The organism is Serratia sp. K1WW1, assembly GCF_055790865.1.
Window position 1 is genome coordinate 4438298 of the sequence record NZ_CM147697.1, and the last position, 16462, is coordinate 4454759.

The 16462-nt window shown below is 56.1% G+C and carries 13 protein-coding genes; 6 read left to right on the forward strand and 7 right to left on the reverse strand.

Annotated elements, in window-relative coordinates; genetic code table 11:
• Positions 1-696: 696 nt before the first annotated feature.
• Both ybbP and ybbA read right to left on the reverse strand, forming a co-directional pair.
• Positions 697-3129 (reverse strand): putative ABC transporter permease subunit YbbP, encoded by a 2433-nt coding sequence (gene ybbP / locus ACX9GU_RS20150; protein ID WP_473192694.1) that lies wholly within the window; start codon positions 3127-3129, stop codon positions 697-699.
• On the reverse strand, positions 3126-3812 hold the full coding sequence (ybbA, locus tag ACX9GU_RS20155) for a putative ABC transporter ATP-binding protein YbbA (RefSeq protein WP_260512628.1): 687 nt from the start codon (positions 3810-3812) through the stop codon (positions 3126-3128). Before ybbA ends, ybbP begins: the two co-directional genes overlap by 4 nt.
• Between ybbA and tesA the strand changes: the two genes are divergently transcribed.
• From tesA to ACX9GU_RS20170, 3 genes are all read left to right on the forward strand, one after another.
• Entirely contained in the window at positions 3783-4421 is a 639-nt protein-coding gene (gene tesA, locus ACX9GU_RS20160; protein WP_051363221.1) for a multifunctional acyl-CoA thioesterase I/protease I/lysophospholipase L1, read from the forward strand. The genes ybbA and tesA overlap by 30 nt on opposite strands.
• A 25-nt stretch (positions 4422-4446) precedes the next feature.
• Complete coding sequence (locus tag ACX9GU_RS20165) at positions 4447-5223, forward strand: SDR family oxidoreductase (RefSeq protein ID WP_473192695.1); 777 nt, start codon at positions 4447-4449, stop codon at positions 5221-5223.
• A gap of 86 nt (positions 5224-5309) precedes the next feature.
• On the forward strand, positions 5310-6164 hold the full coding sequence (locus ACX9GU_RS20170; protein ID WP_021805422.1) for a co-chaperone YbbN: 855 nt from the start codon (positions 5310-5312) through the stop codon (positions 6162-6164).
• Between the two features lie 43 nt (positions 6165-6207).
• Here the strand turns inward: ACX9GU_RS20170 and ACX9GU_RS20175 are convergent, their stop codons facing one another.
• The 5 genes from ACX9GU_RS20175 to ACX9GU_RS20195 form a co-directional block, all read right to left on the reverse strand.
• The gene (locus ACX9GU_RS20175; RefSeq protein WP_473192696.1) at positions 6208-7434 is read right to left on the reverse strand and encodes an MFS transporter; all 1227 of its coding nucleotides are present in this window, start codon (positions 7432-7434) and stop codon (positions 6208-6210) included.
• A 43-nt stretch (positions 7435-7477) separates the two neighbouring features.
• Positions 7478-8380, reverse strand: a complete 903-nt coding sequence (locus tag ACX9GU_RS20180; RefSeq protein ID WP_473192697.1) for a carbamate kinase — start codon at positions 8378-8380, stop codon at positions 7478-7480.
• A gap of 70 nt (positions 8381-8450) precedes the next feature.
• Positions 8451-9269 (reverse strand): oxamate carbamoyltransferase subunit AllH family protein, encoded by an 819-nt coding sequence (locus ACX9GU_RS20185; RefSeq protein WP_473192698.1) that lies wholly within the window; start codon positions 9267-9269, stop codon positions 8451-8453.
• Positions 9270-9312: 43 nt separating this feature from the next.
• A complete protein-coding gene (locus ACX9GU_RS20190) occupies positions 9313-10578 on the reverse strand; it encodes a YlbE family protein (RefSeq protein WP_473192699.1) in 1266 nt (421 codons plus the stop codon).
• Positions 10579-10587: 9 nt separating this feature from the next.
• Positions 10588-12255, reverse strand: coding sequence for an acyl-CoA synthetase FdrA (locus ACX9GU_RS20195; RefSeq protein WP_473192700.1), 1668 nt, complete (start codon positions 12253-12255; stop codon positions 10588-10590).
• Positions 12256-12745: 490 nt separating this feature from the next.
• Between ACX9GU_RS20195 and allD the strand changes: the two genes are divergently transcribed.
• The 3 genes from allD (at position 12746) to ACX9GU_RS20210 (ending at position 16437) form a co-directional block, all read left to right on the forward strand.
• The gene (gene allD / locus ACX9GU_RS20200; RefSeq protein ID WP_473192701.1) at positions 12746-13795 is read left to right on the forward strand and encodes an ureidoglycolate dehydrogenase; all 1050 of its coding nucleotides are present in this window, start codon (positions 12746-12748) and stop codon (positions 13793-13795) included.
• A 120-nt stretch (positions 13796-13915) separates the two neighbouring features.
• Positions 13916-15163: an allantoate deiminase gene (gene allC / locus ACX9GU_RS20205; protein WP_202670989.1), complete on the forward strand. Its 1248-nt coding sequence runs from the start codon at positions 13916-13918 to the stop codon at positions 15161-15163.
• The gene (locus ACX9GU_RS20210) at positions 15160-16437 is read left to right on the forward strand and encodes an MFS transporter (protein WP_473192702.1); all 1278 of its coding nucleotides are present in this window, start codon (positions 15160-15162) and stop codon (positions 16435-16437) included. Before allC ends, ACX9GU_RS20210 begins: the two co-directional genes overlap by 4 nt.
• Positions 16438-16462 lie beyond the last annotated feature (25 nt).

The window sequence follows — 16462 nt, forward strand, 5'->3', positions numbered from 1 at the left end:
CTATGCTGTCTCTTATACACATCTCAAATTGCGGTCAAATAGCCGTAATTTGAGAAACATAGCAGGCTGATTTTAAAGAGAATTTTTTCGAGCGACGAATTCATAAGCTTAAAATAATACCCATAAAAACAGCAAGATGCCAAATTGTGTATAAGAAACAGCTCCCTATGGGAGATCGAGTTAGGCCGAAAGGGTAGTTATTCTTCATCAGCACTGGCTGACTGACCCTGCTCATCCTGGTTAAAGTGACGATCGAGTTGCTTGATCAGCTCCTTACTTCCAAAAGTGCAGGGACTATCAGCTCCCTCTCCCTATGGGCTGAGGAATCCCCAGAAAAATTGAGACGATAAATAGGCTGTTTTTTACCCACAAACGGACTAAGAAATAGCCTCAAGCAGACGAGAAGAAGTGGTTCGTCATTCTCTCACTGCCAATTTACGAACAAAATGGAACAGATTGATCGTAAAACACTCGCTCTAATTCTCTGAAACCACTAAGAAAAAATTAGTGGGGATACCTCAGCCCTATGGGAGATCGAGTTAGGCCGAAAGGATAGTGATTCTTCATCAGCACTGGCTGATTGATCCTGCTCATCCTGGTTAAAGTGACGATCAAGTTGCTTGATCAGCTCTTTACTTCCAAAAGTGCAGGGACTAACAGCTCCCTCTCCCTGTGGGAGAGGGTTGGGGTGAGGGGTCAACCTTCGTAGCTGCGGAACAACGCCCGGCCGCGCAGCAGGCGCACACCAAGCCAGCCGCCGCACAGCGAGAGCAACAAGGCACTCAGCAGCGGTAACGCCCACCACAGCACTGGCGTAGGTGCCCACGGGAAGTCGAACACCTTGGTCTGCAACAGCCACAGCGCCGCCTCTGCCCCCACCGCCGCCGCGATCCCGGCCACCAGCCCAAGCAACGCAAACTCACACCACAGCGTACTGCGCAGCAGGCGTTTGCCTGCGCCTAGCGTGCGGTAAACCACCAGTTCCTGCCTACGTTGCCGCATCCCTACCTGTACCTGTGCCAGTAACAGCAGACCGCCGCAGATCACCACCAGCACCACCATCACCTCCAGCGCCCTGCTCACCTGCTGCAACACGCCGCCGACCTGCTTGAGGATCGAACCGATATCCAGCAGGCTCAGGGTTGGGAACTGGCGGTTGAGCTGGGTCAGCACCTTGCCGTCGCCGTCATAGCGGAAGCTGGTCAGCCAGGTTTGTGGCTGGCCGTCCAATGCACCCGGCGGGAAGATAAAGTAAAAGTTCGGCTTCAGGCTTTCCCAATCTACCTGCCGCAGGCTGGTGACTTTGGCACTGAACGATTGAGTATCGCCGCTGAACGTCAAGGTATCGCCCAGTTGGATCTTGAGCCTGCCGGCGATCCCTTCATCCATCGAGACCTCACCGGTTTTCGGCGGCCAGGTGCCTGCCGTCAACGGGTTATGATCCGGCAGATCGCTTTGCCAGGTCAGATTTAGTTCACGGTTCACCGCCTCGCCACCGGGATCGTCTTCATGCACCCGCTCCGTTGCCACCTGCTGGTTAATTTCCGACAGGCGTACACGCACGATGGGATAGAAGGTTTCCTCATGCAACTGATGCTGTTGCAAGAAGGCTTTCACCTGTGGAACCTGTGACGTAGTCATATTCAGCAGGAAATAGTTCGGGCTGTCTGGCGGTAACTGCTGTTGCCAGCGATCGAGCAGATCGCCACGCAAGACCAGCAACAGGGCCAGTAACATAAACGACAGCGAGAACGCCGCTAACTGGCTGATCGTCACCCAAGGCTGATGCAACAGGCGATTCACCGCCAACCGCAGCGCCAGATTTTTCAGCGTGATGCGCCGCAGCAGCAACAGGCTGCCCCAGCCTATTCCCCCTAGCAGCAAGGCCAGCACCACCATACCGGCCAGAATGGCCCACAGTAGCGTACTTGCCCCCATTAATACCGTCAGTAGCCCGACCACAATCACCGCAGTAGCTGGCAGGAAGTAACGCAAAGGCCAGACGTTAGCCACCACATCCCGGCGCAGTACGCGCAGTGGCTGAGTCGCCAGCAGTTGCCGGTACGGGCGCAACCCAACCAACAGCGAAATCATGACCAGAGCCCCCATCGCCCACAGCCACGGCCAGCCCCCAGCTGCGGGGAGTTCCCCCGGCAAGACAGGTGCCAGCAAGCGGATCAGCACCGCTTCAAAACCAAGACCAATCACGCTGCCGCAGGTTCCCGCCAGCAGTAACACCGCCAGCCACTGACCAATAATCAGCTTGCTGAGGGCCTTTCTGCCAGCGCCCAGGGTTTTCAGCACCGCAATCAGGTCATAGCGGCTGCGGCAATAGTGGCTCATCGCCACCGCTACGGCGGCAATCGACAGCAGTAAAGTCAGCAGCGCCGAAAGCAGCAGGAACTGTTGGGAACGCTGTAGCGATTTGCCTAGCGCACTGCCGGACTCCTCTAACCCATACCAGCGCTGATCGGGCTTGAGCTGCGGTTTGAGGCGTTCTTCATAGCGTTGAATATCGGTTGGCGCACCGGCAAACATATAACGGTAGGTCAGGCGGCTGCCCGGCTGTACCGCTCCGGTTTTATCTACATCCGCCAGGTTGATGATAATGCCAGGCGCAGTCTGGAACGGATTGAAGCCGGAATCCGGCTCCTGCACGATTTCACCGGCGATGCGTAACGTAGTATCCCCCACCTCCAGATTGTCGCCGACCTTGATATCCAATAATGCCAACAGGCGCGGAGCCACCAGCACGCTGCCCGGCACAGGTTTGAGGTTGGCTGGCAGGGTTTCCAACTGCCCATACAGCGGATAGGCCGCATCGGTAGCCTTGACGTTGGCCAGAAGCGGACGATCCCCAGCGTAGGTCATGGTGGTAAAAGAGAGCTGGCGGCTGACTTTCAGCCCCTGCTGCCGGGCATCGAGCAGCCAGCCTTCCGGCACCGGGTGTGCGGTACGCAATACCCGATCTCCGGCGATAAAGTCGCGGCTTTGCTGGCTCAAACCTTTGTCCATGCGATCGCTGATGCTGCCCAGTGCCAACACGCAGGCCACCGACAGCGTCAGCGCCAGCCAGACGATCAGCAGCGAAGGCGAACGCCATTCACGCCAGAACCAACGCCAAATCATGCTTCCTCCCACAGCTTGCCTTCACGCAAGCGCAGCCGCCGCTGACAGCGAGCCGCCAGGGTTTCGTCATGGGTGACCAGGATCAATGTGGTGGCAAAATCGCGGTTGAGGGAGAACAACAGATCGGCAATGCGCTCACCGGTCTGGCGATCCAGGTTGCCGGTGGGTTCATCGGCGAACAGCACCCGTGGGCGGCCACTGAACGCACGTGCCAGCGCCACCCGCTGTTGCTCCCCACCGGAAAGTTGCGCTGGCAGGTGGCCAAGACGCTTGCCTAACCCCAGCTGTTCCAGCAGTTGCACCGCTTGGTCCCGGCTTTGACGATCGCTTTCACCACGCAGCAGCGCGGGGAGTTGTACGTTTTCCAACGCGTTCAAGGTGGGGACCAGCATGAAAGACTGGAACACAAAACCGACGTTTTTTGCCCGCAGTGCGGCTCGCCCTTCTTCATCCAGCGCTGTCAGCGATTCCCCCAGCAGGCTAACTTCGCCTTCGCTGCCGTCGTCCAGCCCGGCAAGGATGCCCAGCAAGGTCGATTTCCCCGAACCGGACTCGCCGATCAGCGCAATTGTCTGTGCGGGTTTGACAACCAGCTCGACTCCGGTAAGGATGGTAAGCTGATGCTCACCCTGACCAACGTGTTTACTAAGATGATGAACTTCAAGAACGTTTTCCGCTGGCATCTTCCCTTCCTTTTGCTGTTGGGATTATTCAGTTTACGTGCTGTCGCGGCCGATACCTTATTGATTTTGGGCGACAGTTTAAGTGCTGGCTATCGGTTGCCGGTAGCGCAAGCCTGGGCAACTCGCCTGGCCGATGAGTGGCAGAAACAACCTGGCCACCCGACCGTGGTCAATGCCAGTATCAGCGGTGACACCGCCGCTCAGGGGCTGGCACGCTTGCCCGAGCTGTTGAAACAACATCAGCCCCGCTGGGTGCTGATCGAGCTGGGTGCCAACGATGGTCTGCGCGGCTTCCCGGCTGCGGATATCGAGCGCGACCTCAACCAGATTATCACGCTGGTTTTGCAAGCGGGGGCCAAACCGCTGCTGATGCAAATTCATATTCCGCCAAACTATGGCCGCCGCTACACCGAGGCCTTCGGTGCGCTGTATCCTGCGTTGGCCAAGCAGTTCAACATTCCGCTGCTGCCGTTTTATATGGAACAGGTGGTGATCAAACCGGAATGGATGCAGGATGACGGTTTGCACCCCAATCAGGATGCCCAGCCGTTTATCGCCACCTGGATGGCGCAACAGCTGGAACCACTAGTTAAACATGAGTCTAACTGAATAGGGTTAGCTACTAGGTAAAGTTATGCAAAAAGCAGTATTGATAACCGGCTGTTCCAGCGGGATAGGATTGATTGCAGCACAAGATCTGCGTAACCGTGGCTATCGCGTGCTGGCCGCCTGCCGTAAGCCGGAAGACGTCGAAAATATGCGCCAGCTTGGGCTGGAAGGCATTGAGCTGGATCTGGACGATAGCGCCAGCGTAGAACGCGCCGCCGCGCAGGTGATCGAGCTGACCAACGGGCGGCTGTACGGTCTGTTCAACAATGCCGGTTTTGGCGTTTACGGCCCGCTCAGCTCGGTTTCACGCCAACAGCTGGAACACCAATTCTCAGCCAACCTGTTTGGCACCCACCAGCTCACCCAGTTGCTGCTGCCAGCCATGCTGCCGCACGGCGAAGGGCGCATTATTCAGACCAGTTCGGTGATGGGGTTAATCTCCAGCGCCGGGCGTGGGGCCTATGCCGCCAGCAAATTTGCGCTGGAAGCCTGGTCAGACGCGTTGCGTATGGAGCTGCACGGCAGCGGCATTCAGGTCAGCCTGATCGAGCCAGGCCCGCTGACGACCCATTTCACCCAGAACGTCAATCAGGCGCAGAGCGATAAACCGGTGCACAACCCGAGCATCGCCAAGCGGTTGACGCTGCCTGCCGAAGCGGTGTTACCGAAGCTGCGCCATGCGCTGGAAAGCCCCAAAGCCAAGCTGCGCTACCCGGTTACCCTGCTGGCGCATACCATGAGCATCCTGCGCCGCCTGTTGCCAGGCCGTGCGCTGGACTGGTTATTGCGCAGTAATGGTTAAGCAAACGGGGGGCCAAGGGTTGAAGCGCGCCGCTTTGCCCCCATCTAGAGTAGATTGGCTCCGCAAGATCAGATTAGAGAGAAACCATGCTAGCTCAAGCCGTTGTTGATATTAACGAAACTAACCTGCACCAGACTCTGGAACAGTCCATGTCCCAGCCGGTGCTGTTCTACTTCTGGTCGGATCGCAGCCAGCACTGTCTGCAGCTCACCCCGATCCTGGATAAACTGGCGGCGGAATACGCGGGTCAGTTCGTTCTGGCAAAGGTGGATTGCGATGCCGAGCAGGCAATCGCCGCCCAATTTGGCCTGCGTTCCCTGCCAACCGTCTATCTGTTCAAGGATGGCCAGCCGGTTGATGGTTTCCAAGGGCCGCAGCCGGAAGAGATGATCCGCGAATTCCTGCAGCGTTTCCTGCCAAAAGCCGAAGACCTCAAGCTGGCGGAAGCCACTGAGCTGTTGCAGGAAGACCGTGCAGCAGAAGCTCTGCCTTTGCTGAAAGATGCCTGGAGTCTCAGCAATCAACGCAGCGATATCGGCCTGACCTTGGCGGAAACCCAGATCGCCCTGAACAAGACGGATGATGCCGAAGCGGTGCTGGCAACCATCCCATTGCAGGATCGCGATACCCGTTACCTCGGCCTGGTCGCGCAGATTGAGCTGATGAAGCAGGCTGCCGATACGCCGGAAATTCAGCAGTTGCAGCAGCAGGTTCAGCAACAGCCGGAAAACGTCGAACTGGCCGTGCAGCTAGCCTTGCAACTGCATCAGGTTGGCCGTAACGAAGAGGCGCTGGAACTGCTGATGGGTCATCTGAAAAAGGATTTGGCGGCGGCTAACGGTAGCGCCCGCAAGACCTTGATGGATATCCTGGCCGCACTGGGGACTGGCGATGCGCTGGCCGCCAAATATCGCCGCCAGCTGTATTCACTGCTGTATTAATCGAACGTGGGCGCAGCCGCACGGTTGCGCCCTGCATCAAATATCAAGCCTCCTGCGCCGGTTTCCCCTCTTTGACAAACAGCATGGCGATAAAACCCACCACCGTGATCATCGCGGCAAAATAGAACCCCGCATTCAGCGTCCCCGTGCTGTCGGCAATAAAGCCGGTCACGTAAGGCGCAAAGATCGACGCCGCCATACCAAAGAAGTTATACAGCCCGAAAGCGGTGCTGAGCGCGGCACGCGGTGCGTTGTCTGCCACCAGTGCAATCAGTACCGGGTTGAGGCTGATTTTGCCGATAAACCCATACAGCACCAATACGCCAATCAACGCCGCTTCACTGGTGGAATAGACGATGCCGAAGATCGCCAGCAGTGAGAAAGGCAGCATAAACAGCACCACCGGTTTTCTGCGGCCCAGCTTGTCGGAGATATAGCTGCAAATCAGCGTCCCCAGTACCGAGATCCACGGTACGATGGAGGCGATGCTGGCGGCGTGCACAATATCCATACCGCGTTCTTTTTGCAGATAATATGGCAGCCAGGTAATGATCACGAAGAAGCCGTAGATCGAGCAAAAGATGGTGATGTAGGCCATCAGCAGGTTACGGTTTTTAAACAGATCCAGGAAACTGAATTCGCTCTTTGTTGCTGTAGCGGCTGGGGTATCGCTGGCACTTTGCGGCGCTTTTTCCCGAATGAAAAACAGCATCAGCAGCGCCACAATCAATACCGGAACCGCCATCGCCAGGAACGGCATCTTCCACGAAGTATGAAAGTGTTCGATCATAAAGCTGGAAAGGTAATACCCCAGCGCGATACCAAACGACATCCCACTGCCGATCACCGCACTGCCCAAGGTGATCCATTTCTTGGGGATGGCCTCGGAAGAAAGGGCATACTGCGGGCCATAATAGACGCCTTGCGAAGCGCCGGTCAGCATCCACAGCACGATGAAAATCAGAAAGTTGGATGAGATGCTGACGGCAGCGATAAACAGCGCAAACAGCATAAAGCCGCTAACCAGAATGCGTTTTCTACCTAGGCGATCGCCCAATAGCCCGGCAGGCACCTGTAAAATGGTGTAGGTCAGAAAGAACAGGCTGCTGATTAAGCCCAGATGGCTTTTTGACAGCCCGAACTCGGTTTGGATCTGCGGCATGATGGGGCTAAGTACCGAACGCCCGGCATAGATAACCACCCAGCCGAGGAAGAAGATCACGACGGTTTTAATCCAATAGGGCATTCGCTCTGTTTTTATAGTTTGCATATTCATTTTCCCTTGGTTGATGGGCCGCTCGACCCATCCAGTATTACGGCGTAATTAATGTCCCCGCGGTGCCTGCCAGTACCGACTCGATATCCTGCAGGGCACCGATATGTGCCACCTTGCCGCTACGCTGCACAAAGCGGCTGACCGCCATGATTTTCGGCCCCATCGAGCCATCGGCTACCGCCATCGGGGCCAGCTCCTGGGTGGTGGCCGAACGAATGGCTTTTTGCTGCGGCGTACCCCAGTGCTGATACACCGCGTCCGCATCGGTGAGGATCACCAGGTGATCGGCATCCAGGGCTTCGGCCAGTAACGCAGAGGCCAGATCCTTATCGATCACTGCCTCGCTGCCGACCATTCCCTGTGCGCTGGCCACCATCGGAACGCCGCCACCGCCGTTGCAAATCACGATGTGGTTTTTCGCCAACAGCAGATTGATCGCTTCAATATCGACGATCTTTTTCGGTTCAGGGGAAGGCACCACCCGGCGCAGGTATTTCCCATCCAGCTTCATGCTCCAGCCATACTTTTGTTCCAGCTCGGCTTGCTGCTGTGGCTCATAAACCGGTCCGATAAATTTGCTGGGTTCCCGATACGCCGGATCTTCGCTGTCTACCAAGACGCGAGTCAGCAATGTGGACACCGGCTGAGCAGGATGGAACGCCCCTAGCTGCTGGGCCAGCATATAGCCGATCATGCCCTGGCTTTCTGCCACCAGAATATCGAGCGGATAAGGGGGAACATCGCGATAGGCCAGGTTTTGCAGCGCCAGCAGCCCTACCTGCGGGCCGTTACCGTGCACGATGGCGATGCGGTATTTCTTGGCCAGCTTGCCAATGGCATCGGCAATTAACGCAATGCTCTGGTACTGATTCTCTGCAGATAACACCGCGCCACGCTTTAACAGGGCGTTGCCCCCCAAGGCAATAACTAACGTTTCCATTCAGATACCCATTTTTCAAGTAATAGCAGCCCGTACCGAACGGCATTCGGTATGGTTTTCCGCTGATAAATTAATAAAGACGATTGATTGCCAGCGCGCCCAACCAGACGCCCAATAGCGTATCCGCGCCGGAAAAATGCCCGGTTGCCAACATATCGTTGATGGCCGCGGGTAATTCTTTAGGCATGAGTAAGGCACGTGCCAGAAGTTGTACCGGAGTGGAGAAGATCCCCTGCTCGGCAAACTGCAAATAGTGGACGCTGACCAAGGTGGTCAACTGGTTTAACGGTTGGCTGGCGGCAAAAAAGGACGACAACCTTGCGACACCCACGCGGCTATCGAGATGAGCCGCCAGCAACATGCCCAGCACCGTGTCATCATTGCTTGGCGTTAATCCAGGGCCTTTGCCAAGCACGGCGCTCCAGTCTACTTTCTGCCCCAATAACCAGGCGGTAAACTGCTGCTGTAGCTCACGCATTTCCAGGCAATGCGGCTGTTCAACCAGGCTATCCAGGCGGCCAAACAGACCGGTCTGGGCATCAGCATCGGCCAGCGCAACGGCCAATGGCGGCAACGCGATTTCGCCACTCACCTTCAGGCAGAGATCCAAACACCTCCCCTGGCGGTAGATGGCAATGTCCTCCAGCTCAATCCCCGTCGCTGAAAGCTGGCAATGCTGGGCCGCAGGCAGGCTGTCAAAGATTTCATCGAAGTCGTCATCGCCAATTTCCCAGCCCATTGGGCTAAGCCCACGTCCTTCACGGTGCAGCGTCAACAGCCGATCGTTGGGCGAGAGAAAGTTGATGGCATTGTTGAAACGGCCCACGCAGCGTAACGGGCCGTAATCTTGCGTGGCATAGCGGCTAATGGCTAACGCGGTGATGTCCATAACTTGCTCCCTAGCCCGGAGTTACCTCCGGGCGAACCGGTTGTTACGCGCTGATGCCCAGCTTTTCTGCCAGCGCTTCGATGGCTTTTTCAAAGCAGCCCAATGGAGCACGCACGGTACCGGCACCAATCTGCCCAACCCCGGCTTCACGGTGGGCAATCCCGGTGTTGATCAACGGCGTAATACCGGTTTCTACCACCCGGCGGGCATCCAGCCCCAGGCATGCGCCCTGGAAGTCCCAGGTTGGGATTTGCAGCATCATGTTGCGTTCCAGGTAAATCTCGGCCATCTCTTCGGAGATATCGGTCGCGGCACTCATGCCACCGGCGGCACCGACAAAGCGGGTCACGCCTGGTGCAGCGACCATGGCCGCACCGCCAATGCCAAAGGTTTCGGTAATGGCGCTGTCGCCAATATCGGGGTTGGCGTCGGCCTGGCTATAGCCGGAGAAGAACAGGCCTTCCGGCGTATTGACCGGCGCGGTAAACCATTGGTCGCCCATGCCGCTGATCTTGACGCCAAAGTTTTTGCCGTTACGGGTCATCACCGTCACGATGGTGCCTTGCTTAATCTCGGCCCCGGCATCCATGGCCGCCTTGCAATAGGCCATCGCCAGGTTGAGGAAGAACTGATCGGTGATGCTGAGGAATTGCATGACCTTGGCCAGCTCAACGTTGTCCCGCTCAAGCAGGCTGATTTTCGGGGCCAGCAGACGCATCAGCAGCGCCGACGCCGCGATATTACGCTGGTGGAACTCGTCCCCCATGGTGATGGCCTGAGCCATGACGGCGGTGAGGTCAATCCCTTCATCGAAGGTGGCCAGCACTTCTTTCAGCACCGGTGCCAATGAGTCACGCATCCAGCGCAGGCGCGCCTGCACGTCTGGCCCATAGGCACCAAAGCGCATCACCTTACCGATCCCTTCGTTCAGGTTGCAGTAGGCATGGTTGCCATGAACGGTGTTTTTCACCACCACCAGCGGCATATGCGCCGAGGTGATACCCCCCATCGGGCCAACGGCACTGACGTTATGGCAAGGGATAAACTCAATCTCGCCGTTCTCCAGCAGCGCCAGCGCCTGTTGCTCGCTGTCAGCCCATTGCTCAAACAGGCAGGCCCCAATGCAGGCACCGCGTACCGGGCCGCTCATTTCCGCCCAGGTGACCGGCGGCCCGGCATGCAGCAGTTTTCTCCCCTGCGCCAACTGCGGGATCAGGTTTTTCGCTAAAGCAACATCCTGCCAATGTGGGCGGGCTTCACGGATCCTGGCGATAACGGCAGCGTTTGCTTGTTCAATAGTTGCGGTCATATCAATCCCTTACTTTAATTTTTTCAGTATGTTAGCCAATCGTTGATTACCACCGGCCACCGGGGCCCATTGGTAATGCACCACTGAAATTTCGTTGGTTTGCAGATCGTCAGCAAAGCTACGCAGGCCTGCATTGATCACGGAAACACCGGCCAGCATGGCGGGTGCGGGTTCGTTAGTACCCAGCGCAGGAGGGGCAATTAACTGGCAGGCCAGCGCTACCGCTTCAGGCAGCGAATTCATCACGGCAATGCCCGCCTCGTTGAGCGTGGCAATCTGTTTCGAACGCTGCTGGGGATCTTGTTCGGTGCCTGTCACCGTGGCGATAACTGCCAGCGGATGGGCCGTACCACGCTTTTCGCGTACGCGTTTGACTTCGGTAGCCAAGGAATCTGCGGGATCTTCCTGAGCGCCATAGCCAATCACCAAATCCAGCAACAACACGCCAATCTGCGGCTGCTGAGCAAGGCGAGCGATTTCCTGATTACGGGTAGACGGGTCAATCATCGGGTGCGGTTTACCCTGGGTGTAGAAATCGTCCCCCATATCGATAATGCGGTGTCCGTCGGCGTTGAGCATAGAGCCATGCTGATGCTTGCTGTCGGCCTCCACGCCCAACCGATCGGCCAGCAACATGGCGCATTCCGCCGCCAACGTGCCACCGGCGTACAAACCGGAGATTTTGCCACCACATACCGCAGGTTGCTGTGCGGCCATTTGCTGGACGTTTGCCAACATCGCAGCCAGGCGGGCGGCTTCATCCAACGTCGCGGCGAAGGTGATGTTATCTTCCTGCTTCAGTGCGTTCTTGGCGCCAAGGAACAACGCGACCACCGGCTTGCCAAGGGTCTTCATCTCATCGATAACCCGTTGGCGTACCGCTTCGGCCGGAGGCTTGGAGACAAACGCCAACACCTGGCTTTGCGGATCGGCCGCCAACATACGCAGTGCGCTGATAGCGCTGATACCACCGATTTCGGCGATTAAATCACGCCCACCCAAGCCAATGGCGTGAGAGACCCCCTGCCCGGCCAGGGTAATTTGTGAGGTCAGCTCCTGGATACCCGTTCCCGAAGCGCCAATGATGCCGATCATGCCTTTGGGGGCGACGTTGGCAAAGGCCAGCGGTGCCCCGGCAATATTGGCCGTGCCGCAGTCTGGCCCCATCACGATCAGGCCCTTGTCACGCGCTTTGGTTTTAAGCGCCACTTCCTGCTCAACGCTGACGTTGTCGGAAAACATCATCACGTTGCAGCCATCGTCCAGTGCCTGATCGGCCAGTTGCGCGGCATATTCCCCGGCAATGGAGATCAGCACCATATTGGCATCCGGCAGCTTCTGCCGCGCCATGCGCCAACTGCGTGCCTTGAGCAGGCGTTTACCCCCCTGCTGCCCTTGGGCAATGGCTTTCAACGCCAGGTCTAACGCTTCACCGATCTGTGCGGTGATGCTGTCATCGGCAGATTCCGCCTTGATCGCCACGCAAATATCATTGGGGGTCGCTTCACTAAATTGCGGATGCCAGAAGCCGGTCGCTTCAAGTAAGGATTTATTGGCCGGCGTCCCCATCATGACCGATATTTCTTCGACGTTGGGTGATTCACTGAGCTTACGGGAAATTAGCATCAGGCTGACGGAATCCTGAAAGCTCCCTTTTTTTATAAAAGCATGGATCATAGTGATATCCTTAAAACAGCATGTGAACTTCGCAATGGGCGTTCTCAGATATTTTTAGTAACCTATTTATTTCAGACCCCATATTCTTATTGGCCAAGCTACAAATAAAACCCGTTGACGAAGGTGAGTCTCATCACACTTTGTCCATTGTTAGAAAAAATCATCAAGTCCGGCGGGGATTAATTGAATTCAATCGTCAGAAAGACGGCGCTTTGTTAAAAATAATCTAACAATGGTAATGCCATTCAACGAAAATTTAAGCCAATAAAATAATAGCCGTCTGGATCACATTATTACAGCCCCAGGTTTATACAGTAGGCGTTAGAGATAGTTTTAATAAACCGTATACCCGTCGTCTTTCAAACTGCAGCGTTGTTACCTGCACTATCTCACCCCAGTCACTTACTAAACATAAGCTCCTGGGGATGAGATAGCTTGTCGCCTAGCTGCAGCTTGAAATCCATAGGGTATATCAATGGAAGGACTGTCAATGAAAGTCTCTAAGCAGCAACTGCATCAACTGATTCAAAATAAAATTCATTCTGCAGGCCTAAGCCAGGAACACGCCGGGATTGTCGCGGACGTTTTGGTCCATGCGGATGCGCGCGGGATCCATTCCCACGGCGCGGTGAGGGTGGAATATTATTCTGAACGCATCAGCAAAGGCGGCACCAATAACAACCCGCATTTCACCTTTGAAAAAACCGGCCCTTGCAGCGCAGTTTTTGATGGCGACAACGGTGCCGGGCACGTCGCAGCCAAGCTGGGTATGGACCACGCCATCGAAATGGCGAAAGAGAACGGCGTAGCGGTGGTCGGCGTTCGCCGCATTGGCCACAGTGGCGCGCTGTCTTACTTTGTGCAACAAGCCGCCCGTGCAGGCATGATTGGCATCTCTGTGTGTCAGTCGGATCCGATGGTCGTCCCTTATGGCGGCGCAGAGGTCTACTACGGCACCAACCCCATCGCTTTTTCGGCACCGGCCGAAGGCGACGACATCATGACCTTCGATATGGCCACCACGGTTCAGGCCTGGGGCAAGGTGCTGGACGCCCGCTCACGCAACGTGCCAATCCCGGATACCTGGGCGGTAGATAGCGAAGGCAATAACACCACCGATCCTTTCGCCGTCAGCGGGCTGTTGCCTATCGCTGGGCCAAAAGGTTACGGCCTGATGATGATGGTCGATATTCTATCCGGCGTGTTGCTTGGCCTGCCGTTCGGTAAACACGTCAGCTCGATGTATCACGATTTAAGCGCAGGCCGGGAATTGGGCCAGCTGCATATCGTGCTCAACCCAAGCTATTTCACCAATGAAGTGACCTTCCGCAAACATATCAGCCAGGTAATGAGAGAACTGAACGAAATCAAACCGGCACCTGGCGTGAAACAAGTGCTCTATCCTGGCCAGGGTAGCCATATGCGTGAAATAGAAAATGAAAAGAATGGCATCGATATTGTTGACGACATTTATCAATACCTGATTTCTGACGATATTTACCAGCGTTCCTACGACCATAAAGATCCGTTTGCCAGTTAATCGTCAGATCAATTAAATCAGGCGGAGAAAAGCTATTTTCACCGCCATTTTCCTTATCAACCCTCCCGACAAAGCTCAGTTGGCGCATGTCTCAGGGACGTTACAAGCAGGCAGATAAATATGAAGAATTTCCAACAAGAAATTAGTGAAACTTCTGGCTGGTTATCCAAGATCGGGGCAGATCCCAGCGGCGGCATGACGCGCTTGCTGTATACCCCTGAGTGGGTGGAAGCCCAACAGGCGCTGAAGCAGGCTTTTGAAACCGCCGGTCTGGCGACCTCTTTTGATGCCGTCGGCAATTTATCCGGGCGCCTGCAGGGCAGCAAATATCCCGATCAGGTGATCCTTTCTGGCTCGCATATCGATACGGTCGTCAACGGCGGCAACCTTGATGGTCAGTTTGGCATCGAAGCCGCCTATCTGGCGATCAAACATCTGAAAGAAACCTACGGCGCTCCGTTGCGCACGCTGGAAGTCATCTCGCTGGCCGAGGAGGAAGGCAGCCGTTTCCCTTACGTTTTCTGGGGCAGTAAAAACATTATCGGCTCCGCTCGCCCGGAAGAAGTCAAAAGCATCTGTGATGCCAAAGGCGTGAATTTCGTTGATGCCATGCATAGCGCCGGCTTTGACTTCCGCCCGCAAGACCAGCCGCTGCGCAAAGATATCGCCGCCTTCGTTGAACTGCATATCGAGCAGGGCAAAGTGTTGGAGACCGAAGGAAAAACCATTGGCGTAGTCACCAGCATCGTCGGCCAGCGCCGCTATGATATCAAACTCAAGGGCGAGGCCAACCACGCAGGCACTACGCCAATGGGTTACCGCAAGGATACCGTTTATGCCTTCAGCCGGATCTGCTGCGAATCCATCGCCAAGGCCAAAGCGGAAGGCGACCCGCTGGTACTGACCTTTGGCAAGGTCGAGCCCAAGCCTAACACCGTCAACGTCGTGCCTGGTTTCACTCATTTCACCCTGGATTGCCGCCACACCGACAAAGCAACGCTGCTGCGTTTTACCCAAGAGATCGAAGCCGATATTCAGCGCATCTGTGCCGAAATGGGCATTGAGGTCGAGATCGACCTGTGGATGGATGAAACGCCGATCCCAATGGACAAACAGCTGCTGGCCTGCGTCAGCCATCTATGTGAAAGCCATAAGATGAACTACCGCATGATCCACAGCGGTGCTGGCCATGACTCACAGATTTTTGCCCCGCACGTGCCGACGGTGATGATGTTTGTGCCAAGCATTGCCGGTATAAGCCATAACCCAGCGGAGAAAACTGAACTGTCCGATCTGGCCGAAGGAGTGAAAATTCTGGCGCATACCTTATATCAACTGGCCTATACCGAGCAGGGAGCCCGCCTATGAGCAACAGCAAAACCGCCTCCAACACCGGGTTTGATCCGCTGTACTGGAAAAAAATCGTGGTGGTCCTGTGCCTGGGCTGGGCGGTGATCTGGATTTACCGCACGGTGCTGACACCGATCTTCCCTGAGATCCAGGCAACTATCGGCTCACATTCCAACGCCGAGATGGGCCTGATCGCCAGCTTCTACTTCTTTGCCTATACCGGGATGCAAATTCCGGCAGGGATCCTGGTGGATAAGTTCGGCAAGAAGGTGGTGCTGATCCCAGGCTTTTGCCTGTTCATCATCGCCACCTTGCTGATCGGTAACGCCACCAGCCTGACGATGATCTACGCCGGTAGCCTGCTGGCCGGGATGGGCTGTGGCTCTTACTACGGCTCAGCCTACTCGCTGTCATCAGAAAACATTCCGTTGGAACGCCGTGGTTTAGCCACCGCCATTATCAACAGCGGCTCTGCGCTGGGGATGGCCATTGGCCTGATCGCTTCCAGCCTGCTGGTGAAAAGCATGGGGATGGACTGGCAAATCATGCTGTTTATCATCACCGGCCTGCTGGTGGTGATGACGTTGGTGTTCTTCCTGGTGATCAAGGGGGGCTCCTACACCGCCTCACTGGCCGCCAGCCCAGCAGCCGCTGCGGCCACGCCAGTGGAAGAGACCGAGGAAGTCAGTGGGTTGTTCAGCCTGCGGATGATTTCCGCCTACGTGATGTATTTCGCCACCTGCTATGGCTACTACATGATCGTGACCTGGCTGCCTTCCTTCCTGCAGCAGGAACGTGGGTTCGAAGGCGTGGCCATCGGCTTCTCTGCCGCACTGGTGGCCTTTGCCTCCGTGCCAGGGGCGCTGTTCTTCAGCCGCATGTCTGACCGTTTCCGCGCCAAGAAAGTGCAGTTGATCATCTTCTTGCAAATCTGTGCCGCCGTGACGCTGGTCTGCACCGTGATCTCACCGGACTCCACCACCCTGCTGGTCAGCCTGATCCTTTACGGCCTGCTCGGCAAGCTGGCGGTGGATCCAATCATGATCTCCTTCGTGGCAGATAACGCTCCGAAGAAAGGCTATGGCACCAGCTTTGGCGTATTTAACTTCTTCGGCATGTCCTCTTCGGTGATTGCTCCATTCCTCACCGGGGTGATCTCCGACAGCACTGGCTCCAAGGTGATGGGCTTCTATATCTCGGCCGCCATCCTGCTGATCGGCACCGTGATCTTCTTTACCGTCAACGTATTGATGAAGCAGAAAAACAATCGCCAAACGGCGGCACAAGCATAATTTTTGTTGTAGGGCTGCGGCCCTG